Source organism: Sphingobium sp. CR28 (assembly GCF_052327305.1).
Classification (GTDB): domain Bacteria; phylum Pseudomonadota; class Alphaproteobacteria; order Sphingomonadales; family Sphingomonadaceae; genus Sphingobium.
Map to the genome: position 1 here is coordinate 110,724 of NZ_CP182486.1, position 19,931 is coordinate 130,654.

Below are 19,931 nucleotides of genomic sequence, written 5' to 3' on the forward strand. Positions count from 1 at the left end.
GCCACCCGCCCATCTTTTGAGGCGAACCATGGCTACTCCCGGATCTACATTCCCTGCATTCCTCACCGTTGAGTACGACCCGTCGAGCGGAGGCTTTCCGGCCTTCGAATCAGCGGCCGACGCGGCCTTTGCCAAGACGAGCAGAGCGAGCCGACGCGCAGCGACCGACGTGGAAGACCAGTGGCGCAACGTCGGAGCAGCCATACAGGCGGCCGCGGGCAACGTTGACAGAACCAAACTGCTCCTGCCTCGCTTCGATGCGTCTGGATTTGCGGACCGTGCAGCTGAAATGCGCGGCAGCGCAGAAGCGGCGAGAGCAATGGCGGCAGCGATCGACAAGGTCGCGGCCTCGCAGACAACATTGAGCGCGAGTACCGCGAGCTTCCTCTTCGGCTTGAAGGGCATGGCGGCCCAGGAAGAGATTGCAGCGAAGGAGGCGACCGAGCTGGCTGCGGTGATGCGCCTGGTTCAGCTGGAGATCGACAAGACGGCGGGCAGCAACACCCGGCTGTCGATGAGCACCGGGCAAACATCTCTGGCGATGGAACGTGCCGCCAAATCCTCGGGCATGATGCGAGCCGGCGCTTACTCTCTTGGTCAGCAGCTGCAGGACGTGTTCACGCAGGCCAGCTTTGGCACCAGTGCAACGCAGATCTTTGCCCTTCAGGCTGGTCAGACCGCCAGCGCGATCAGCATGATGGGATCTGCGGCCGGTAACAGCACTACGCTACTCGGACGCATGGCAACCTTCATGGGAGGCCCATATGGGATCGCTGTTGGCGTAGCCGTATCAGCGATAGGGCTTCTCGTCTCGAGGCTGGGGCAGGCGGATGAGGGCCTAGACAAGGTTCGCATCTCCGGCGACGTGCTGGGCAATGCTCAAAGCATTCTTGGAGGTGCGATCGACCTCACGACGGGCAAGATCAATAACCAGTCGGAAGCTGTCATTGCTCTGGCCAGGGCTCAACTCGTTCTTGCCCGTGCTCAGGCGCAGGGAAGGGAGGCAGAGGCCCGCGGCGCGGTGGGAGCGTATGCGGAACGCGATGTCCGGATGACGGGCAGTATCATGGGTTTCGGTTTCGAGGATGCCAATCCCCGGCTACTCAAGCTCACTGCCCAGCAATCTGTCGCTGGCAATGTCGATCTCAAGACGGCCGTCGAACGCATCGAAAGCCTCCAGCGCGCAGGGAGGATCGATCAGCAGCAAATGGCGAAGGCCATCGCGGCCGTGGCATCGCTCTCTCAAGAACGGGAGAACCTGAAAACCTTCGACGCGTCCTTACGTCTGCTGGACGGGCAGGGGACGAAGACCGATCGCTCTCGACTTTTGAAGCCTGACAAGCCCAACAACCGGTCCTCTTCGTCTCGAGGTGGCGGTAGGGGCGGGGAGGCGATTGATCGCATCCAGCGCGACGCGGAGCGGGCCAAAGAGGAGGTCGCGCAGGTCCTTTCGGATCTGGTTACGCGGTTCGCGCCTATGCGAGCTGCTGGGGATGCCTATGCCAAGACTCTGGATGGCATTGATCGCGCGCAGCGCGCCGGGGTTGTGTCTGCGAAGGAGGCTGAACAGTTCCGACAGGGCGCTCTGGACGACCTCGATAAGAAGATTGAACAAATCCGCCAGAAGGCGAGAGACGATGTCCACAGCGATCTCTCCGTCGCGGGGGGCATCAAAAGCGCGTCGGAGGAATTAGAGGAGCGAGCCAAGCGAGCTGCCGATCAGGCTGAGCGCATCCTGCAAGCAATGATGGAGGGCGCCGACGTCATTGCACATCAGTTCGGCCCTAAACTCGCGCGCATTCTGTCCATTGCAGCACAGAATGCCGAGGGGGGGGCGGCCGGGAAATTCCTCACTGGCGTCGCCACTGGAGATAAGCTTTTCGCAGAGCAGCTCGGCGGGCTTCTTGAAAATTCCTTCAGCCGCATCTTCGGCTCGAACGCGGAAAACGTTGGCAAGTCGTTCGGCAAGGCGCTCGGCGGAGCGCAACTCGGCAGTAGCATCGCGGGCGGCGTTCTAGGCGGGAACAGCAACCGCACAACCTCTGCGATCGGAGGCGCGCTTGGTGAGGTTGCCGGCGAAGCCCTGAAAAAACCTCTTGGTGCGGTTCTGGGTAAATTCGCGGGAGCCCTCGGTCCTCTCGGTGCGATTGCTGGTGGACTGCTCGGCGGAGCCTTGGGCGGTCTGTTCAAGAAAACGCAGTCCGGGTCGGCACAGCTCAGCGGCGGCGGTTCGGGCGATATCTATTCCAGCGGCACCAGCGGCTCACGGACGAAGCAGGCCAACAGCCTCGGCCTTTCTGTCCAGAGCGGCCTCGCTCAGATCGCCCAGCAGTTTGGGGTCGACGTCGGCCGGTTCAATGTCAGCATCGGCACGTATAAGGACAATTACCGCGTCTCGACGACCGGCAGTTCGAAGATGGGCGGCTATAAGGGTTCGGCCTCCCAGAACGAGCAGCGCTATGGTCTCTATGACTTCGGCGACGATCAGGCTGCGGCGATCTCTTATGCCATCCTCGACGCGATCCGCGACGGTGCATTAGAGGGGCTCCGCTCGGGCACTCAGCGCTTGCTCGCCAACAGCGACGACATCAATGCCGGCCTCTCGAAGGCGCTCTCGTTCGAGCAGGTATTCAAGGATCTCAAGCGCTACAACGATCCCATTGGCGCCGCCCTCGACGACGTGAATGCCAAGTTCAGAGGCCTAATTAAGACCTTCCAGGAAGCCGGCGCCACGACGCAGGAAATGGCGGATCTGGAAACGCTCTATGGCAAAGAGCGCGCCGACGCGATCAAGCAGGCCGGCGAATCCACTGTGTCCAGCCTCAAGGCCCTCCTCTCCGATCTCAAGGTCGGAGAGACTGGCCTCTCCCTCACCACGCGCTTGGCGAACGCCCGTGCCGCCTACGACCCACTTGAGGCGCGCGTCCGCGCAGGGGATCAGCAGGCCTATGAACAGTATGCGGACGCTGCGCGCACGCTGCTCGATATCCAGCGCCAGATCAGCGGATCCGGGCAGGACTATTTCGACCTGCTTGCCAAGGTGACGACGCTGACGGGCGACGCGATCACGGCGACGGAAGCGAAATATACGAACGCCGCCAATGCTCCCTCCCCGTTCGACACGGCCCCGATCGTGAGCGCAACGCAGGCCCAGACGCAGACGCTCGTCGCCGCGCTCCAGCCGCAACTGGCATCGATCGCCCAGTCCAATGCGGACATGGCGCGCTACATGGCCGCGCTTGTCGGCTCCGGTTACGGCGGCGCGTACGACGACCGTTATCTCGGCCTCGCGCACAACTACTGACGCTCGGTAAAGGCCCGGCTTGCGGATAGCCGCTCTCGACCAGTTCCAGACATTTGGCGTCGTTGATGTGACCGACAGGTTTTGCTGAAATCCGCCATTCGGCTCGCGCTACCCGGCCGGTCGGCTATGCGATCAGGATCGCCATATTGTGCTCTGAATATTTAATGGAGCAGGCTCCGTGCATCATCAAGTGATCCAACTTGAGATAGTCTCAAAACGCCACGAACCATTCTCGAGCCAGAACAGAATGGTGCCACCGGCCCAGCCACTCGACCAGATCGCGTAGCCGCGCGATTTCTCGCGGTTCATGACCAGTGCAGGCAGTTCGATCAGACGGAAATCGGGCGAGCGGCGTTGCAGGGCCTCTTCGCCTTTCGCACCGTAGACCAGTACGGGCATCGGCAAGGGCACCATGCAGGCGAGGTCAGCGGGACGCCCCTTGACGAACAGCGGCCATTTCTCGCCGGTGGAAACGCGCGTGATCCCGGAAAGCGGCGAGGCATCGGGGGCGCGGTCGATAGGCTCGCGGATCGCCGCCTCATCGATGCCGGTGAGCATCAGAAGAACCTTTCGGCGTACGGTTGTTGCCGGATCGGTAGCACCCTCTTTGCAGGAGGCCGCATCCGAGCCCACCACGAAGGGCGCCTCATCCGCGGGTCCGTTCACGCCCAGGTGCGCGGCAACCAGATCGGAAATGCCGTCGCCATCGCTGTCTTCGGTCAGCGCATCGATCGGAATATCAAGCCACAGGTTCGCCTCTTTTCGCAGGGTGCGCAGGCCCACGGGAGGATAGGTAATGCTAGAGGTATCCAATAGTGCGTACGTGACTTCGATCTGAAGGTGATCGCCCTTCAACAGCGGCAGTTTCGACGTCGGCGCTATCACGTAGGGAAAACGGACGGCGAGCCCGGTGTAGAGCGCCTTTCCCCATGTCTTCCCGCCATCGTGACTGAGATGCACCCAGTAACCGCCGCGCCCAACCTCGCCGCCGCGATCGAAAGCACCCGACTGGCTGATAGTAACGGCACGGGTTCCCTCACTCTCCCAGCGCACGGGTTCGAACCCCCGGGGCAATGCGGCCCAGCCTTTTGGCCATTTGCTTTCCCCTGCCTCGGCCACTTGCTTGTCAGAGCGGGCAGTGATCAGTTGTGAAGGCAGCTTGGACTGAGCGAACGCCGGATAGACCGGCTCGATCGGTGGCCGGTCCATGTAAGAGGTATAGGTCTCAACGTCGTCGAAGGCTGCAAGACCTGCAATACGTTCGTTTTCGATCAGTGCGGCGATCGAATCCCATTCGGGCAGATCGAGCGCTTTGAGCGCAGTTCGAGCCGCGATTTCTTCATCGTCTTCGTAAGGCGAGGGTTTCAGATCATAGGCGACCGAACGTCTGGCATTGGCACAGACGCTGCCCGCCACGCTGACGTCGAACAGCCTGCAATAGAGCCGGGCAAGCGGAGCGTTCGCGCCCGAACCGCTCGTGCTAAAACCGGTCTCCAGCATCGGATAGGGATCGTGTTGCTGTCCATCGAGAGCCCATGACAAGATCAGACTGTCGATGTCAGGATCGCGTCCGGGGGCATCTTCGCCCTCGCTGCACCCCTCCGCTGCCATACTCACATCCTTCGCGGTACGGGCCGCAAAAAGACAATTCACCAGCCTGCGTTGCACCGGCAATTGCGGGTCGGTCTCGATCAGCACGCGCGCCTCGTCCTTGCGGTCCGCCAGGTACAGCGCGGCAGCAAGGCTCGTGGTCAGGCTGGCGTGGCTTTCCGAGGCGAAGGCTACGGGAATGCCATCGATCGTGGCGGTGAAGCCAGCTTGGGTGTCGTCCAGCATCGCGCGGCGGCCCGCCGGATCAAGCGCATCGTATAGGGCTAGTCCATGTGCGTCTGCCCCTCGCGTAAACGCATCGGCGATCGCATCACGCGTGAGCGCCAGCGTGAACATGCGCTGATCCGGCTGTGCGACGTGCTGCGCAGCCTCGGGCCGCAGAAGCCACAGGGTTAATGTGCTTTGCTTCTGAAGTAAGCTGTCCAATAGGGCAAGATCGGCGACCCGGTGCGTGGGGTCGGTCTGAAGCGTTTCCAGCAACGGTTCGCTGCAACCGGTTACGGCAGTAATAGAACGCAAGGATGCCGGGCGGTCCGCGACGGTGCCGGGTAGCGTAAGCAGGCTCTTGTCGCAGACATTGGCCTCGTCGAGCGTCGAGGCGGCAAATTGCACCAACAAGGGATCGTGATTGGCCTGATCGAGCGCCTTGTCGATCCCGGCGATCAGGTGGGTGCGATTGCGAACGGCATCGGGCTGGTCTCCGAAAAAGTCGTATTTGTATGCCCACACCAGAGCCCAGTTGTGCACGAGTTGGCGCACGGGGCCATCGGACAGTGCGAAACGCCGCGCCATGTCAAGGCTGGCAGCATCAAGATCATTGCTCTCAAGCGAAGCGAGCAATGCACTCGTCCAGTTGCGAAATGGATCCGGCGCAGTTGCTCGAATGCTTTCGGCAATGTCCTTCCTCGATGTCAGAAGGTTTTTGCGAAGCGTCTTCTTATCGGTTGCGAAAAGGTTCTTCTTGGGCGTGTCAAGACCGGCATCACCGGTGATCACTTCCGCAGGAGCCACTTCTACGCTCGCATCGTCATGCGCGACGCCGGACGAAGATAAGCCGGCGGCAAACAGCAAAGCAAGCAGGCAGAAGCCCGATTTCAGATTTGATCCGCGCAACTTAACACCCCATCTCTCCCCAGGCTTCAGCTCCTGCAGACTAGCGCGAGACAATGCGATGTCGAGATTATGGTTCAGAAGATCCGGTGGTACTCAGAGAGAACCGAACATCAGCAACACGTTTTGGCCGCTTCCCACTCCGTGAGATCGAACGGTGCCCGTTCGCGACCGGCCAGAGTCGCTCGTTCCCCGGATACAGCTCGCCGCCGCGCCAACCGCCGCTTCGTCCGAAACCCGTCGTTTACCGACGCCACCGGAAACGGCCGTTATGTCCCAATAGCTAACCTAACATGAGCGAGTTGGGAGAGCCGCAATTTGAGCGGGCATGGGCGCTAATGGATCGCCTCCGCCTGCTCTTTCTGCACGAACAGCATCTGCCTGATCTTGCTAATCCCGATCGAGGCCACAGCGTCGAAATAGGCCCGCGTGAATGGCGCTGCTTCATCAACCGTGAGCCCGAACGCCTCGGCTACGATCTCGTTGATGCCGCCCGCAGGCGTCGCTGGGTTTGAGCATTCGACCGCGATCTGCGCCTGGCGGGTGGCATAGGCACCTAGCTGCGTCGAGAGAGCCACGATCTGCTCCGGCGTCAGGTCCGCGCGCACTTTGTCGATGTGTTCGCTGGAGGGGAGGTCCCGCCCTGCAGGCCTTGGGCGTTTCGGAGTTCGAGGCAAACGCTTCGTCATATTGTTCCTTTCGATGAGTGGGGCTGGAGCCGCCAATGCCAGACATCTCCAGCCCCGCGGTGACAGCGCGGCTCGTGGCTCGCCTTGCTGCCGCCAATCGCGCTGGCGCCTGAAAGGCAGCGCGAACTGTGAAGAAAAGGGAGCGGGACGCCGGGGGAGTTGTCCCGCTCCAGTGAGGCCGGCCCCGAAGCTGCCGGCCCGCCTACAAACTAGCGAGCAGGCCTGATCAGCCGGCTCACGTTGGGATGCTCGAGCACTGCCTCGATCAGTGCGGGATCGGGACCAATCGGTTCTCGCGAGGCGAGGGAGCGGAAGTTATGAGCGTGGCTTAGCAGCTCATCGATCTCGCGATGGAGCCCGTCGAGACTGGGAACAGCGCCTCTGAGGGCATCTGTCGTCGCATGCATCCGTCGCAGCCCAACGAGCATCTCCACGGCCTGCGCCATCAGCTCATCTGCCAACTCCCGGGTGGCTTCGCAGAGCAAGTTGGTGCGAGCTGATCGGAAACGCATATGGTAATCGTCGGCCTCCCTGTGAGCGCTCATGAGGCCGCGCTTTCGTGCCAGCAACTCATCGCGACGTTGCTCAAGCTGTATCTTGGAGGCCGGCTCATCGCCTTCCCCAAGCGTGGCGAGAGCTAGCTCTTTGGAGTAATTCGCGTCGAAATCGCGATCACGCAGCTCCGAATGAACTTGCTGCAACTCGTCATCGATGTCTGCGATCGCCAGCCTGATTCTTTCCTCTCGTTCCAGTGAACTGCGGCGCTCGTCGAGGAGAGGCGAAGGGTTCATTGCATCAAGCGCAGCGGTCACGTGGGCGTAATTGCTCATGCGCGGCCTCCCGTCGTAACCTGAGTGGCATAGGCGCGTGCCCAGACGTCGTCGACCTTGGCGGCGGGACTCGACTTGTCGCGAAGCTCATGGGTGGAAGCCTGCTTGGTACTTGCGATCGCTGCCGGTGATCCGGCGGCACTGGCATCTCCGATCATCGCGTTAGGACGGCCCCAAGCCTTTTCCCAGACTCCGTCACTGGCTGATCTGCGCGCGGCCGCAACTTTCTTTTCCTCTTCCTCCTTAATCACCTTGTCGTAGATTTGCTGATGCGCGGCCGACATTTTTGGCAGGGCTGGTGCGGAGGTCGCGGCTGGCTTAGCGGGGGCAGGCGCTGCGGCTGATGGTGCCTTCGCCTGAGGAGCGGCAACAAGGTGTGCAATGGCACGAGGCGTCCCCGACGAAGCTACCAAGCGCTGCAAAGTTTCTCTGCTTTCCGCCAGCTTTTTCCCGAACCGCTCGATATCGTTAGACGCTTGCTGAGCCCGAAAAGTGTCGGCTCCGCTCGCGCGGCTCATCGCTGCATCGAAGGTGCTTTCCGCACCTTTCAACAGTCCTTCGAGCCGCGTAACGTCAGCTTTCAACCGTTCAATCCTGGCCGCCTTTTCAGCGGCCTCGATCGCGGCATTTCGTGATTCCATGGTCATCGGTGGTCCTTTCAATGTTTTACGATGTGGCTGAGATCATCGGAGGGGTTCCCGTCTGCCCGTGAGATCGGAATCGAAGGTGGAGACCACCCCAAGATCGAAGGGGTCGGCGGCGCGATTTACGGAGCGCGCGATCGGGGAGCGAGAAGAGCCAGGCTTGGCGCTCTCAGCCCGCGTGGCCTGCACTTGCCGGAGGTATTCGTCGGTGTAGCCGCGCTGCCGGAGCCATTGGTGATGCGCTTCGTCTTCCACATGCTTGTCGAGGATCCGCCCGATCATGCCCAATGCAGGGGTTTGGATTTCCTCACTCACCATGCAGTCGGTAAGCGCATCGATCAGAGCTGGATCGGTGATAGGAACTTTTTTCGCCTGCCGAGCAATCTGCGAAAGCGTCGAGATCAACGCTCCTTCCGGCAGACCTTCGCTGATCAACTTTTTCAAACTGCTGGTCGCATCACGTGACGACAGTCGCGCAGCTTTGCTGAATCTATTTCCTTGCTTAGCAAAATCTATTTCCCCCCTTAGGGGAATATAGTGTGCAGTGGTTTCTGGCAGATTTGTGCGGGTTTCAAAATTATCACGGCCAACTATTTCCGGACCTTCATTGGCGTCCTCGCCAACTATTTCGGGCGGATCGTTGGCGATTTCGCCAACTACCTCGTCACTGATTTGTTGGCCATTTGACCAACTATCTGTCGGCCCGGAGCGGACTGCATCCGGCTCGTCATAGATGAGGCGAAGGGTGAACTTTCGCTTGTCCAGCAGCTGAGGCTCACGAACGACATAACCCTTGCGCAAGAGGCGGCCGATCGTTTTGGACATGCTGGTGTAGTCGCAGCCGACCATCGCCGTGAGTGTTTTGTTAGAGGCGACGCAGCCAGCGCCTTTGCCCTTACTGGCGCTCATGCCGTCATGGATAGCGATCGCGCCCAGGACGCGATGATCCAGTGCAGAGAGCTCGCCATCGCAGATTGCACGCCTCGGCAGGCAATAGAAGGTACGGCGGTCGCTAGCCATTATGGAAGACCGATTGCGGGAGCTGCCGACGCCAATCGCTTGGCTGAAAGGTTACGCCGTCCCTGAGATACCCTGCCTTGATCAGGCCCGAGATTGATTTTGCGGTGTTCGAAAAGTGCGTGTCGATCGCCGCAGCAATTTGCCGAACGCCGCGCTGGCCAGACATGCGATCAAAAGCCGAGATTGTGCCGAGCACCCTGAGGTCTGTCACTGTCAGAGCCTTTTCGAGTAGGGCACGCGCTGGCAGCGCAGCGAAAATGGCTTTGGGAGCCGCAGCCACATTAGCTGCCCAAATCCACGAGCATGACGCCATCTGTCTTTTGGACCGAGAGGGCGTAGGTCATCGCCTCGCCATGCGAGCTGAAGCGCTGGGGGCGATCACCGACGATTGGGGGATCGAAGCGCGCCACGAACTTGCTGAGAAAGGGCTCGCGCTCGATAACCAACTTACGGCCGGTGCCGACTGAAGGAAAAGTCACGCTGCCTGGCTCGTGCTGGTGCGCTGCTTTTTGTCTAGCCAGCTGCTGACCGACGCCAAATCATAGCGAACAGCTGTTCCAATTTTTACGAACGGGGGACCGTCACCAGTGAGACGAAGTTTATTGAGATAGCTTTTCGAAACGGACCAACGAGCCGCAAGCTCCTCGGTGTCGATAAGTGTTCCGCTCATGTGGGATGCCCTCTAAAGTTACCGTGGGCATCCCAGTTATCACCGGTCCAATCCTAGAAAAATGCAGTTATTTGTCACGTGCTCCTTCGATGCTGCACCATTTCTGGCGCGCTCGACATTGGTTTTCCGACCTGGTTTTGGTCGAAGATCTTCCAACGAAAATCGCGGAGGCTTCACAGCAAAAGAAGCGCCATACTTCTGGGGTACGGGTACATATCCCAGCTGTTCAGCATATCGAACGAACTCTGACCACCGGTCTTTGACCGATCTAATTGAACGTCCTGACAGGCACATTTCTTCCGCGGCAATTAGCTGGGCTTCGCCACGTGACATTCCTCTAGCTTCGAGACCTAGCACGCGCGTGCCAAATTCGATCAGCTGATGTTCCGCGTCTAGCTGGGACCGCGAATGCAGCGCTCTATCACGGCTTTTTGCAAACTTCGCAAAGGCTTCTGCGAGGGGCTCCATCTGGCCGATGGAGAATAACATGCGAAGTCTCTCCACTCCAACGTACCTCGCCATTCGCAATATCGGCGGAACAAGGGTATTCCGGCGTTCGCCTATACTAGGAGCAGCGTCCAAGATCGCGAAGCAATCACGTTGGAACTGCATCGATGGTAGTTCAAGGAATTGCGCACAGGCATCCAAGATCAGTTTCGCCGACACCCTGCGCGTTTCGAAAATCGCGAGTTCTTTTGCAGATGGCTTCACTGCCCCACCTCCGGGCACCTCAGAGAATTGGAGGGCAGACGCGTGAGGTGACGCGCTCTTCGCCTGGCCGGGCTAGCCCTCCTGCGCCGCGACGCGGCACATCCGGTTTATTACGTTGTCGCGCAGCGTCCAGTGCTGAGCGACGGGAGCCTGTCACGCTCGGGGGCGGCGTGGCACTCCACGCTTCCGACGGAATAGCTGACGGCGAGTTGGGACACCGGGAGGGGTGAACAGACGATAGTTCCTGACCTCCCTCCGCATCTCTCGGCTACCCCAATCACGATACTGTCGATATTGCGGAAAGCACCTCGTCCGCTGAATGCGCGTCCTATGGACGGCGCGTGCCGCAGCATCAGAGAACTCCCCAATAAGCGCCTCTTCCTCGCCATCCTCGTTTGTCAGTTCTGCCTCATCGTCCACGGCGCCGCCGCCTGGATCGCTGATCGGACAGCCGGGGCCGCTGGAACGTACATCCATGTAACCGCCTGCCACGTCTTCGTTGGCGATATCCCCTCCGGCGTCAGCAATCGGGCATCCTGGCCCACTGGCATTCGCCAAAGCTTCCCCAGGCAATGCGAATGAGTCTTCGCTGTCGTCGTCCTCGCTCTCGGGATCGCCATCCGCGAGGTCCAGCAGATCGATGGCGATCGAGATGAAGCCTTCAAGTTGCGTCCGATCAAATCGAGAGAGCGCACGACTGACAGTGAATGAAGGCAACGGCGGGATCCGTTGCGCGAGTACCGCCTCCCCGCAGTGTTCCCGGCTTGAGATCTGGTCAAGCATCGGTCGTCTCCATGCTTGAGCGTGACAGGATGGCGGAACGAACGGCCGAACGCTCATCATCGCTAAGCGCCTCCGCCATGGAGAACGTCGAGCGGGCGGGCTGGACCGGGAAGGCGAAGCAGGGTTCGCCGTTTGCGATGAGCCAGCCTCCCCCCGCGGCGGCAAAGCCACGAAGCCAACTATCTGGATCGAAACTATCGACGCGCGATGCGCGCGAGCCTAAAGCATGAACAGCCATGATCAGCACTCCATTGCTGGTGGTGGTTAGGCCCGGCGCGATGGTACCAGCATCGCGCCGAGCCGTTCTCCCGGGACTATCCCGGTGAGCTGCGAGCGGTCGCTAACGCGACCACGTTATCTCCTGTTGAGGTGCGAGGTCTGCCGGCGACGCAGCGCTCGAGGTCGCGTGCCCAGGCGGTCAACGCCGTGCGCTTCTCTTCGAGCCAGTCATGTCTCTGATAGACCGCTGCGACGCCGCTCTTGCTGCGGCCGGAAAGGTGATTGAGCACGCTCTCTGTGACCTCGAAGCGTGTACCCAAGCGCTGGAGGCCGGTCGCCACAGTGCGACGGATATCGTGTACGCGCCAGGGAGCAATCACGAGCGTTTCGTCTTTCTCGTCCCGATCCTTGTTCAAAAGGACGGTCATTGCTGCGTCTAGCGCAGCTTTTGCCTTGCTGAATCCAGAGATCGACGTTTTGCCCGTCGTGCTGAACACGAGGCCCGATCGCGGCCATTCCGTTCTGCCCGCGCGCTTGTCGAGCAACCCGAGCGCCTGAGCGGGCAGGGGGACAAGATGCACTGAGGCATTCTTGGCCCGACTGGCAGGGAGCGTCCATAACCCCGCCGGCCGATCAAGCTCCGACCATTCGAGACCGGCAACTTCCTCCCTGCGCTGCCCCGTGAGCAGCAGCATCCGGTAGAAAGTGGGAAAGGGGTCGCTCAGAGCGTCCGCTGCTTTCCACAGGAGCCGCAGCTCCTCATCCGTTAGAACGCGGTCACGCGCGGCGGCGACCCTCGGTGCGCGTTCGTAATGCGGGGGAGGGTGGCCCAGCCAATTCAAGTAGCGCCGCAGGACCGCCCAGACGTTCCTCCGCAACGCGGCTTGGGAGCGATCAATCACGGCGAGGACGTCGTCGATGTCGTCCACCGCTACAGCAGCGGGTCGGAGGGCGCCGATCTTGGGCAGGATATGGAGCCGAAGGGTGCTCTCGTAGAAGGTGTAGGACGCCGGCGACTCTGCCTGCATATGCTCGAGGAACAGCGTGCTGCGCGCCTGCAAGGTGTCGCGCTCCGCCTTGACCTTTTCGGCCTTGCGGTGCTCGGCCAGCTCGGCGCGCTGAAGATCTGCTTCGCGCTCGGCCTCTGCAGGATCGATCCCGGTGCCTACCATCCGCGCGAGCTCTTCTGCTCGCGATCTGGCTTGCTCAGGCGTCCAGGGTCCGTGTGCTCCGATCGTGTACCGCTTGGGCGTGCCACGGCCGGAAACGCGATACTGAAAGATGTACACCTTCTTGCCCGAGGGGAGGGCCTTGATGCCGAACCCCTTGGTCGATCCGCGCCCGTCATCCCAGACAAAAAACGGCGTCTCGGAGGCTTTCAAACCGTCCACCATACGCTTCGAGATGAATGCATTAGGCAAGGGTCTTAGGGTCCGTTTTAGAGGGCTTCCAGCAATCACTCAGCAATCACATGAACGGAAATTGCAGGTGACCTTGGGAAACGGCGTATCTCTAAAACCGCAGCATTGCTAGATAAAATGAAACGTCAGGAAATCGCAGGATACGACTTTCTTTAGACTACGAATCTGAGGGTCGGACGTTCGAATCGTTCCGGGTGCGCCATTTCCTTCTGCATCCATAATCTCCCGATACCGCGAGCGTTATGCCAAGTCGCGATAACGAGATGCGACGATCCAAGCATCATGTGCTGGGTCCATCTATATGGGAATCCTATCATCAGTTGCCTTCACGTCTGATCGGCGTGGCCTGCCTGACGCATTTCTCGGTCACGCCCTCTTGATTTCGGAATGTCTCGCAACATATAAAGTTGCATGAAAAGAGATAGCCGACTTTCGGGCGTGCTTCACGTCCTCATGCACATGGCCGAACAGCCCGGACCGACCACATCGGAGGTGCTGGCACGCGCCATGAGAACCAACCCCGTTGTAATTCGTAGAATCATGGGGGGATTGCGCGACCGGGGCTATGTCCATTCCGAAAAAGGCCATGGTGGCGGCTGGACGATCGCGTGCGATCTCACCACGGTCACGCTTCGCGACATCTACGATGCGCTCGGCGAGCCCGAGCTTCTGGCGATAGGCAATCGCGCCGACACCCCGGGATGCCTTGTCGAGCAGGCGGTCAACGCCGCTCTCGGTGGGACTTTCCACGAAGCCGAAGCGCTGCTCCTTCGCCGGTTCGGCGAAATCTCGCTCGCCGCGCTCAGCGCTGACTTTCACGCGCGCCTCGCCGAGCGGGGCGGATCACCCACCCTGGAGATCAACCATGGAGCATGACGCCGTTATCGTCGGAGGCGCCTTTGCCGGACTTGCCGCCGCGACTTATCTCGCCCGCGCGCGCCGGCGCGTCTGCGTCATTGACGCCCGCCAACCGCGCAATCGCTTCGCAGATGCGTCGCATGGTTATCTGGGTTTCGACGGTAGCGATCCGCTAACAATTCTTGCCAAGGCGCGGGATCAGCTCGCCGCTTATCCCACCGTTACCATGATCGAAGCCGAAGCGACCGAGGCGCGCATCCTGGGAGATAGGTTCATGGTCTCGCTGTCGAGCGGTGCAGAGGTGGCCGCTCGTAAAGCCATCCTTGCCTTCGGCCTACGCGACAGTCTGGAACCCATTCCCGGTTTGAAAGAACGCTGGGGCAAGACGGTGCTGCATTGTCCTTATTGTCACGGTTTCGAGTTCGCGGATCGGCAGCTTGGCGTGCTGTTTCGCACGCCGATGTCTGTCCATCAGGCATGTCTGGTCAGGGAGTGGGGTCCTACAACCTTGTTCCTCAACGGTGCCGACCTCGACCCCGAAAGCGCGGAAACTCTTGCGAAACATCGCGTGATCGTAGAGCCGGGCCGCATGAAGCGGCTGGTTGGCGAGGGTTGCGCGCTGTCCGTCGCAGAACTGGAAGACGGGCGCACGAGGCCAATAGAGGCGCTCTATGTCGCACCGCAATCCTGTTTGGCCAGCCCGATAGCAGAGCAACTTGGCGCGGCGATCGACGACGGACCGATGGGACCGGTCATCAGGACAGATGCCGACCAGATGACCACCGTGCCAGGCGTCTACGCTGCTGGCGACATAGCCCGCGCACCGCACACCGTAAGCTGGGCGGTGGCGGATGGCGTCACCGCCGGAACATCGGCCCACCGCGCGCTCGTCTTCGACTGAGCGCTGGGTCTGATGCACCCCTTCACCGATCCGGCTATGGTCGCCAATTATGCAGAGAGCACGCCTCGCAAGGTGCCGGGCTTCGCGGACATTCATCGCATGGCGATTGTTCTCCTGGCGGAACACGCCCCGGAAGCAGCGGACATCTTGGTCGTGGGGGCCGGCGGAGGTCTCGAACTGAAAGCTTTTGCAGAGGCAAAACCGCATTGGCGTTTCGTAGGAGTGGACCCGGCGGCCGAGATGCTGGACCTCGCACGCCGCATCCTTGGTCCCTCTAGATCAAGGGTCGAGTTGCTACGAGGCTATATTGACGATGTGCCGACAAGGCCATTTGATGGCGCAACCTGTCTGCTCACATTGCACTTTCTGCCTAAGGATGAGCGGCTGCGCACTTTGCAGGAAATTTATAGAAGACTGAGGCCCGGTGCAGCTCTGGTCGTCGCCCATCATAGTATTCCTGAGGATGGAGACTTCGCGACGTGGTTTGCCCGGTCGGTCGCATTCTCTGGAGGCCCCAGTGCGAACAGCGATCAGGCATTGGCCTCCATTTCGTACGTCGCGCAGCGGTTGCCTGTTCTATCTTCGACGGAAGATGAGGCATTGCTTCGCGAGGCTGGCTTTTCCGATGTTGCCCTTTTCTACGCTGGATTATCGTTTCGTGGATGGGTCGCCCTCGCGTGATCAGTCAGCGATTGGACAGCGACGTTGGAGGCGATGCCCGGGCGAAACCGCACGTGCTTAGCAATCTTCAGTCGCTCTCGTTCGACTGTTCCGCAGCAGCAATATGCTCCAGCGCTTTTTCTCCCGCTTCAATCAGACTCCTGCCGGTAGTGAGAGCCGCGTCGGCGGTCATTGTGATTGCATTTCCGTTCGGGCCTTCCAGAATGACATGACCCTCTTCTGCCATTGCGACGCCAGGATTGGCGAAGGGCTCGGTCGGCGAATAGTTACTCATTTGGGCGTTCCTCGTTGATCGTCTCGCAAGCTGCGAGATAGAGATAATCGGGGGAAAAATTCCCGCGCTTTGTAAGCGCCGCAGGATCCTCGATATCCACGAGCGATGCCCTCATCTGGCAAAGTCCGGATTCTCTGAGCTGACGGAACACCCTGTTGGTATGGACCGTCGTTAAACCGCAAATCTCGGCAATGTCCGCCTGAGTCAGTGCCAGAACGAAGCGGCGCCCATTGGAAAGGCCCACGGCGTGAAGCCGGGCGTTCATCTCGCAGAGGAAATGCGCGACCCGCCCCACAGCGTCCAGCCGCCCCACCCGGAAAAGCCACGCCCTGTGCATCGCGGCGTCGACGAGTGTTGAGAACCAGAGCTTGCGGGTTAGTTCGGGGCGGGGGGCAAGAATTTCCCTTAACGCGCTATGGGGAACGATCGCGACGGTCGCAGCCGTGAGAGTGCCGATGGCATGATCCAGCTCACGCATAGGGTAGGCGTGAAGATCTACGAACTCCCCAGACACGTGAATGGAGACCAACTGCCGCAGCCCTTTCCGGTCGTCGATATAGCGCGACATGACACCCTCGAGCAGGAAGGTGCTTGTCGTGATCTCCGTGCCTGCATCGACAATCGTGGCCCGGGGTTCAAACGTGCGAACTTCGGTTATCGTCCCTTCGAGCAAAGCACGCTCCTCAGACGTCAAATGGACGTCACGGCGGTTCGCGAGAAAGCGGTCCATGAACATTGAGTGATCCCATCTTGATGGCTCAGCGTCTCAACTTCGCTCGCTCTAATGCGATCCCGGTCGGCAGGCTTTTCGCTATGATCAAAGTTAATTGCAGAAGGTGTCTCGCAACCGGCTCCGTCGGCGAGAGTTGAAAGGGCGAGCCGGATGCTCGTTCAAACTCCAGCAATCCAGGGGAAACGCGATGGCAAAGAGCCTGACGCGTGCGGCAGATAGTCGCGCGCCTGCAAAGTCGAGACAGAAGCAGTTGCCAGCCTCCCGCGCGGAGTCACGGGCGTTCGGCGAGCCTCAAGGGGAAGGTGGCGAGACGCATCAGATTGCCGAAGGCGACGTGGCAACCCTTACGACGGCCCAAGGCGTTCCGGTCGCAGATGATCAGAACAGCCTGAAACAAGGGGAACGCGGTCCCACGCTCATGGAAGACTTCCACTTTCGTGAGAAGATCTTCCATTTCGATCACGAACGTATTCCTGAGCGGGTCGTTCACGCCCGCGGCTTTGGCGCCCATGGCTATTTCGAACTGACGGAGAGCCTCGCGGACATTACCCGTGCCGATATTTTTCAGCGTGTCGGTGAGCGGACAGAGGCTTTTGTGCGCTTCTCGACGGTAGCGGGCTCAAAGGGCTCCGCAGATCTCGCTCGCGACGTGCGGGGATTTGCGGTCAAGCTCTACACGAAGGAAGGCAACTGGGATCTTGTCGGCAACAACATCCCGGTTTTCTTCATTCAGGATGCGATGAAATTTCCGGATCTGGTTCATGCTGCAAAGCCAGAGCCGGATCGGGGCTTTCCTCAGGCGCAGACGGCGCACGATAATTTCTGGGACTTTATCAGCCTGACCCCGGAATCGATGCACATGGTCATGTGGATCATGTCAGACCGGACCATTCCCCGGTCCTTCCGCTTCATGGAGGGTTTCGGGGTCCATACCTTCCGCCTTCTGGATGAGGATGGTCGTTCGACCTTCGTCAAGTTCCACTGGAAGCCCAAGCTCGGTTTGCAATCCGTCGCCTGGAACGAGGCGGTCAAGATCAACGGCGCCGACCCGGATTTCCATCGTCGCGATCTCTGGGCTGCGATCGAGGCGGGGGATTTCCCCGAGTGGGAACTGGGTCTTCAGCTCTTTGACGAGGAATTTGCGGACAGTTTCGAGTTCGATGTGCTCGACTCGACCAAGATCATTCCGGAAGAACTGGTGCCCATCCGGACTGTCGGGCGTCTCGTGCTGGATCGCCGGGTCGATAACTTTTTTGCGGAGACTGAGCAGGTCGCTTTCTGTACGCAAAATATAGTGCCGGGCATCGACTTCACCAACGATCCTCTGCTTCAGGGGCGTAACTTTTCTTACCTCGACACTCAGCTCAAGCGCCTCGGTTCACCCAACTTCATGCATCTGCCGATCAATGCGCCGCGCTGTCCGTTTGCGCATTTCCAGCAGGATGGCCATATGGCGATGCGGAACCCGGTCGGACGCGCAAACTATGAACCGAATAGCTGGGGCGCTGGGATCGGAGGTCCCCGCGAGGATCCGGCCCGAGGCTTCAAAAGCTTCGCTGAGCCGGCGGACGGCGAGAAGCTCCGCATCCGTCCCGAGAGCTTTGCCGACCACTATAGTCAGGCGCGCCAGTTTTATGTGAGCCAGACGCCGATTGAGCAAAAGCACATCGGCGATGCTCTCGTGTTTGAGCTCTCCAAGGTAGAGCGGGCGGATATTCGCTCTCGGATGCTGTCTCACCTCATCCACATCGATGATGGACTGGCGAGAACGGTTGGCAATGGACTGGGCTTGGCCCTGCCTGAGCCTGCCAAGGCAACTCGCCAGCCGATTGGCGACTTGCCCCCTTCCGACGCTCTCAGCATCGTTAAGCGAGGACCGCAAAGCTTTGCGGGGCGCAAGCTGGGTCTGCTGGTGACGGATGGTGCCGACGCCGCGCTGGTGCAGGCCCTCCTTAACGCCGTCGATGAAGCCGGCGCGATGGTCGAGATCGTGGCGCCGAAGATTGGCGGTGCGACGCTATCGGACGGCAAGATTCTGGGCGCGCATCAGAAGATCGATGGTGGTCCTTCGGTGCTCTACGATGCCGTTGCGATCGTGGCATCGGAAGAGGGCGGGCAGATGCTCGCGATGGATGCTCCCGCCAAGGACTTCCTCACCGATGCATTTGCTCACTGCAAGTTCATCGGTCTTGGCCCCGGTACCGAACCGCTTCTCGCCCGTACGGGCCTCGCCGCGGATGTCGACGACGGATGTATTTCCCTTTCCGGCAAGGCCGACGCGAAGGCTTTTGTCGCTGCGCTGGCGCCTTTACGGTTCTGGGCGCGCGAACCGCTCGTCGATCTCGACGCTCTTGAAACCTGATCTCACGAAAGGATTCTGTTATGGAAGACATGCCCGTGGATGTGATGGAAATGGTCGATGCGGTCGCTCTCCTCAAGTCCGATCACCGCAAGGTTGAAGACCTGTTCGTACAATATGAGGCGAGCAAGGATGGCGATCAGAAGACGGCCCTCGCTCACCAGATCTGCACTGAACTCAAGGTTCATACGCTGATCGAAGAAGAGATTTTTTATCCCGCACTTGCCGGAAAGATCGAGGGTGATCTGCTCGACGAAGCCTATGTCGAGCATGACGGCGCCAAGGTGCTGGTCAACGATATTGAGGCGGGCAGCGCCTCCGACGATTATTATGATGCGAAGGTCAAGGTGCTCTCGGAGGAGATCAAGCACCACGTTCACGAAGAGGAGATGCCGGACACCGGCATGTTCGCTCAGGCGCGCGCGAGCGGCGTCGATCTGATCTCGCTCGGCGCAGACCTCAAGGCGCGCAAGGAGGAGCTTCTTGCCATCAGCCAGGACGCCGGCCTTCCTCCGGCGAAACCGACCGTCGTCAATTTGATGACGGTGTAATCCCCCGCAGGAGAAATCTCATGTCTATACTCGACAAGGTCATCGCAGCGGTCACACCCCCGGAGAGCGAGGAGGCGCGGGCCGAAGCGCGCGCCAAGGCGGAATCCCTTGCACAGCGCGGCGGCTGGCTCGCCCAGATTCTGGATCATCATCGTCAGATCGAGGCGCTCTTCGCTGCGACCAAGGCCGCGACGACAGCGGAAGCGCGGCGCGATTCGCAGCAGAAACTCGCTCTGCTTCTCACCGGTCATTCGATTGCTGAGGAAGCCGCAATCTATCCGGCTCTGGCGGCCGACAAGCAGATCGGCCATGCAGAGTTGGCTTATCAGGAGCAGTCCGCCGCGAAGATGGAGATGGGTCTGCTGGAGCGCCTTGATCCGATGAGCCAGGACTATCTGGATAAGCTGGAGCATATTCGCGGGGCCGTGGCGCACCATGTCTATTCCGAGGAGGGGACGTGGTTTCCCGAATTGGTCGAAGACATGCCAGCCACCGAACAGGCGATGATTACGAAGCGATATTCCGAGGAATTCCAGCGTTATTGCGGCGCTTGAATCCCGGC

At 60.2% G+C, this 19,931-nt stretch carries 20 protein-coding genes; 7 read left to right on the top strand and 13 right to left on the bottom strand.

Features of this window, described 5'->3' with window-relative positions:
• Positions 1-28 precede the first annotated feature (28 nt).
• Positions 29-3,304: a hypothetical protein gene (locus ACNAOH_RS00520; RefSeq protein ID WP_443970847.1), complete on the top strand. Its 3,276-nt coding sequence runs from the start codon at positions 29-31 to the stop codon at positions 3,302-3,304.
• Positions 3,305-3,490: 186 nt separating this feature from the next.
• Here the strand turns inward: ACNAOH_RS00520 and ACNAOH_RS00525 are convergent, their stop codons facing one another.
• The 11 genes from ACNAOH_RS00525 to ACNAOH_RS00575 form a co-directional block, all read right to left on the bottom strand.
• Entirely contained in the window at positions 3,491-6,028 is a 2,538-nt protein-coding gene (locus tag ACNAOH_RS00525) for a hypothetical protein (protein ID WP_443970848.1), read from the bottom strand.
• Between the two features lie 332 nt (positions 6,029-6,360).
• A complete protein-coding gene (locus ACNAOH_RS00530) occupies positions 6,361-6,633 on the bottom strand; it encodes a hypothetical protein (RefSeq protein ID WP_443970849.1) in 273 nt (90 codons plus the stop codon).
• A gap of 290 nt (positions 6,634-6,923) precedes the next feature.
• Positions 6,924-7,544 carry a hypothetical protein gene (locus tag ACNAOH_RS00535; protein ID WP_443970850.1) on the bottom strand — a complete coding sequence of 207 codons (621 nt, stop codon included), beginning with the start codon at positions 7,542-7,544 and terminating at the stop codon, positions 6,924-6,926.
• Positions 7,541-8,206 carry a hypothetical protein gene (locus ACNAOH_RS00540; RefSeq protein ID WP_443970851.1) on the bottom strand — a complete coding sequence of 222 codons (666 nt, stop codon included), beginning with the start codon at positions 8,204-8,206 and terminating at the stop codon, positions 7,541-7,543. Before ACNAOH_RS00540 ends, ACNAOH_RS00535 begins: the two co-directional genes overlap by 4 nt.
• 21 nt (positions 8,207-8,227) lie before the next feature.
• Positions 8,228-9,208 carry a hypothetical protein gene (locus tag ACNAOH_RS00545; protein ID WP_443970852.1) on the bottom strand — a complete coding sequence of 327 codons (981 nt, stop codon included), beginning with the start codon at positions 9,206-9,208 and terminating at the stop codon, positions 8,228-8,230.
• A gap of 281 nt (positions 9,209-9,489) precedes the next feature.
• The gene (locus ACNAOH_RS00550) at positions 9,490-9,687 is read right to left on the bottom strand and encodes a hypothetical protein (RefSeq protein ID WP_443970853.1); all 198 of its coding nucleotides are present in this window, start codon (positions 9,685-9,687) and stop codon (positions 9,490-9,492) included.
• The gene (locus tag ACNAOH_RS00555; RefSeq protein WP_443970854.1) at positions 9,684-9,878 is read right to left on the bottom strand and encodes a helix-turn-helix transcriptional regulator; all 195 of its coding nucleotides are present in this window, start codon (positions 9,876-9,878) and stop codon (positions 9,684-9,686) included. Before ACNAOH_RS00555 ends, ACNAOH_RS00550 begins: the two co-directional genes overlap by 4 nt.
• 39 nt (positions 9,879-9,917) lie before the next feature.
• Entirely contained in the window at positions 9,918-10,367 is a 450-nt protein-coding gene (locus tag ACNAOH_RS00560) for a hypothetical protein (RefSeq protein ID WP_443970855.1), read from the bottom strand.
• 375 nt (positions 10,368-10,742) lie between these two features.
• Entirely contained in the window at positions 10,743-11,372 is a 630-nt protein-coding gene (locus tag ACNAOH_RS00565; RefSeq protein WP_443970856.1) for a hypothetical protein, read from the bottom strand.
• The gene (locus ACNAOH_RS00570) at positions 11,365-11,610 is read right to left on the bottom strand and encodes a hypothetical protein (protein ID WP_443970857.1); all 246 of its coding nucleotides are present in this window, start codon (positions 11,608-11,610) and stop codon (positions 11,365-11,367) included. Before ACNAOH_RS00570 ends, ACNAOH_RS00565 begins: the two co-directional genes overlap by 8 nt.
• 76 nt (positions 11,611-11,686) lie before the next feature.
• Positions 11,687-13,012, bottom strand: coding sequence for a tyrosine-type recombinase/integrase (locus tag ACNAOH_RS00575; protein WP_443970858.1), 1,326 nt, complete (start codon positions 13,010-13,012; stop codon positions 11,687-11,689).
• Between the two features lie 411 nt (positions 13,013-13,423).
• Between ACNAOH_RS00575 and ACNAOH_RS00580 the strand changes: the two genes are divergently transcribed.
• Genes ACNAOH_RS00580 through ACNAOH_RS00590 form a run of 3 tightly spaced genes read left to right on the top strand, consistent with a single transcriptional unit; the run spans position 13,424 to position 15,452 of the window.
• Entirely contained in the window at positions 13,424-13,888 is a 465-nt protein-coding gene (locus ACNAOH_RS00580) for an RrF2 family transcriptional regulator (RefSeq protein WP_443970859.1), read from the top strand.
• Positions 13,878-14,771, top strand: coding sequence for an NAD(P)/FAD-dependent oxidoreductase (locus tag ACNAOH_RS00585; protein WP_443970860.1), 894 nt, complete (start codon positions 13,878-13,880; stop codon positions 14,769-14,771). The genes ACNAOH_RS00580 and ACNAOH_RS00585 overlap by 11 nt, the downstream gene beginning before the upstream one ends.
• Positions 14,772-14,783: 12 nt before the next feature.
• A complete protein-coding gene (locus ACNAOH_RS00590) occupies positions 14,784-15,452 on the top strand; it encodes a class I SAM-dependent methyltransferase (protein ID WP_443970861.1) in 669 nt (222 codons plus the stop codon).
• Positions 15,453-15,519: 67 nt separating this feature from the next.
• On the opposite strand, the gene ACNAOH_RS00595 is transcribed toward ACNAOH_RS00590, so the two are convergent.
• Both ACNAOH_RS00595 and ACNAOH_RS00600 read right to left on the bottom strand, forming a co-directional pair.
• Entirely contained in the window at positions 15,520-15,726 is a 207-nt protein-coding gene (locus tag ACNAOH_RS00595) for a hypothetical protein (protein ID WP_443970862.1), read from the bottom strand.
• On the bottom strand, positions 15,719-16,462 hold the full coding sequence (locus ACNAOH_RS00600; RefSeq protein ID WP_443970863.1) for a Crp/Fnr family transcriptional regulator: 744 nt from the start codon (positions 16,460-16,462) through the stop codon (positions 15,719-15,721). Before ACNAOH_RS00600 ends, ACNAOH_RS00595 begins: the two co-directional genes overlap by 8 nt.
• Positions 16,463-16,646: 184 nt before the next feature.
• Between ACNAOH_RS00600 and ACNAOH_RS00605 the strand changes: the two genes are divergently transcribed.
• From ACNAOH_RS00605 to ACNAOH_RS00615, 3 genes are read left to right on the top strand one after another with little or no spacing between them, the layout of a single operon-like run.
• On the top strand, positions 16,647-18,821 hold the full coding sequence (locus ACNAOH_RS00605; RefSeq protein ID WP_443970864.1) for a catalase: 2,175 nt from the start codon (positions 16,647-16,649) through the stop codon (positions 18,819-18,821).
• A 20-nt stretch (positions 18,822-18,841) separates the two neighbouring features.
• Positions 18,842-19,369, top strand: coding sequence for a hemerythrin domain-containing protein (locus ACNAOH_RS00610; RefSeq protein WP_443970865.1), 528 nt, complete (start codon positions 18,842-18,844; stop codon positions 19,367-19,369).
• Between the two features lie 20 nt (positions 19,370-19,389).
• Complete coding sequence (locus ACNAOH_RS00615; protein ID WP_443970866.1) at positions 19,390-19,923, top strand: hemerythrin domain-containing protein; 534 nt, start codon at positions 19,390-19,392, stop codon at positions 19,921-19,923.
• Positions 19,924-19,931: the final 8 nt, after the last annotated feature.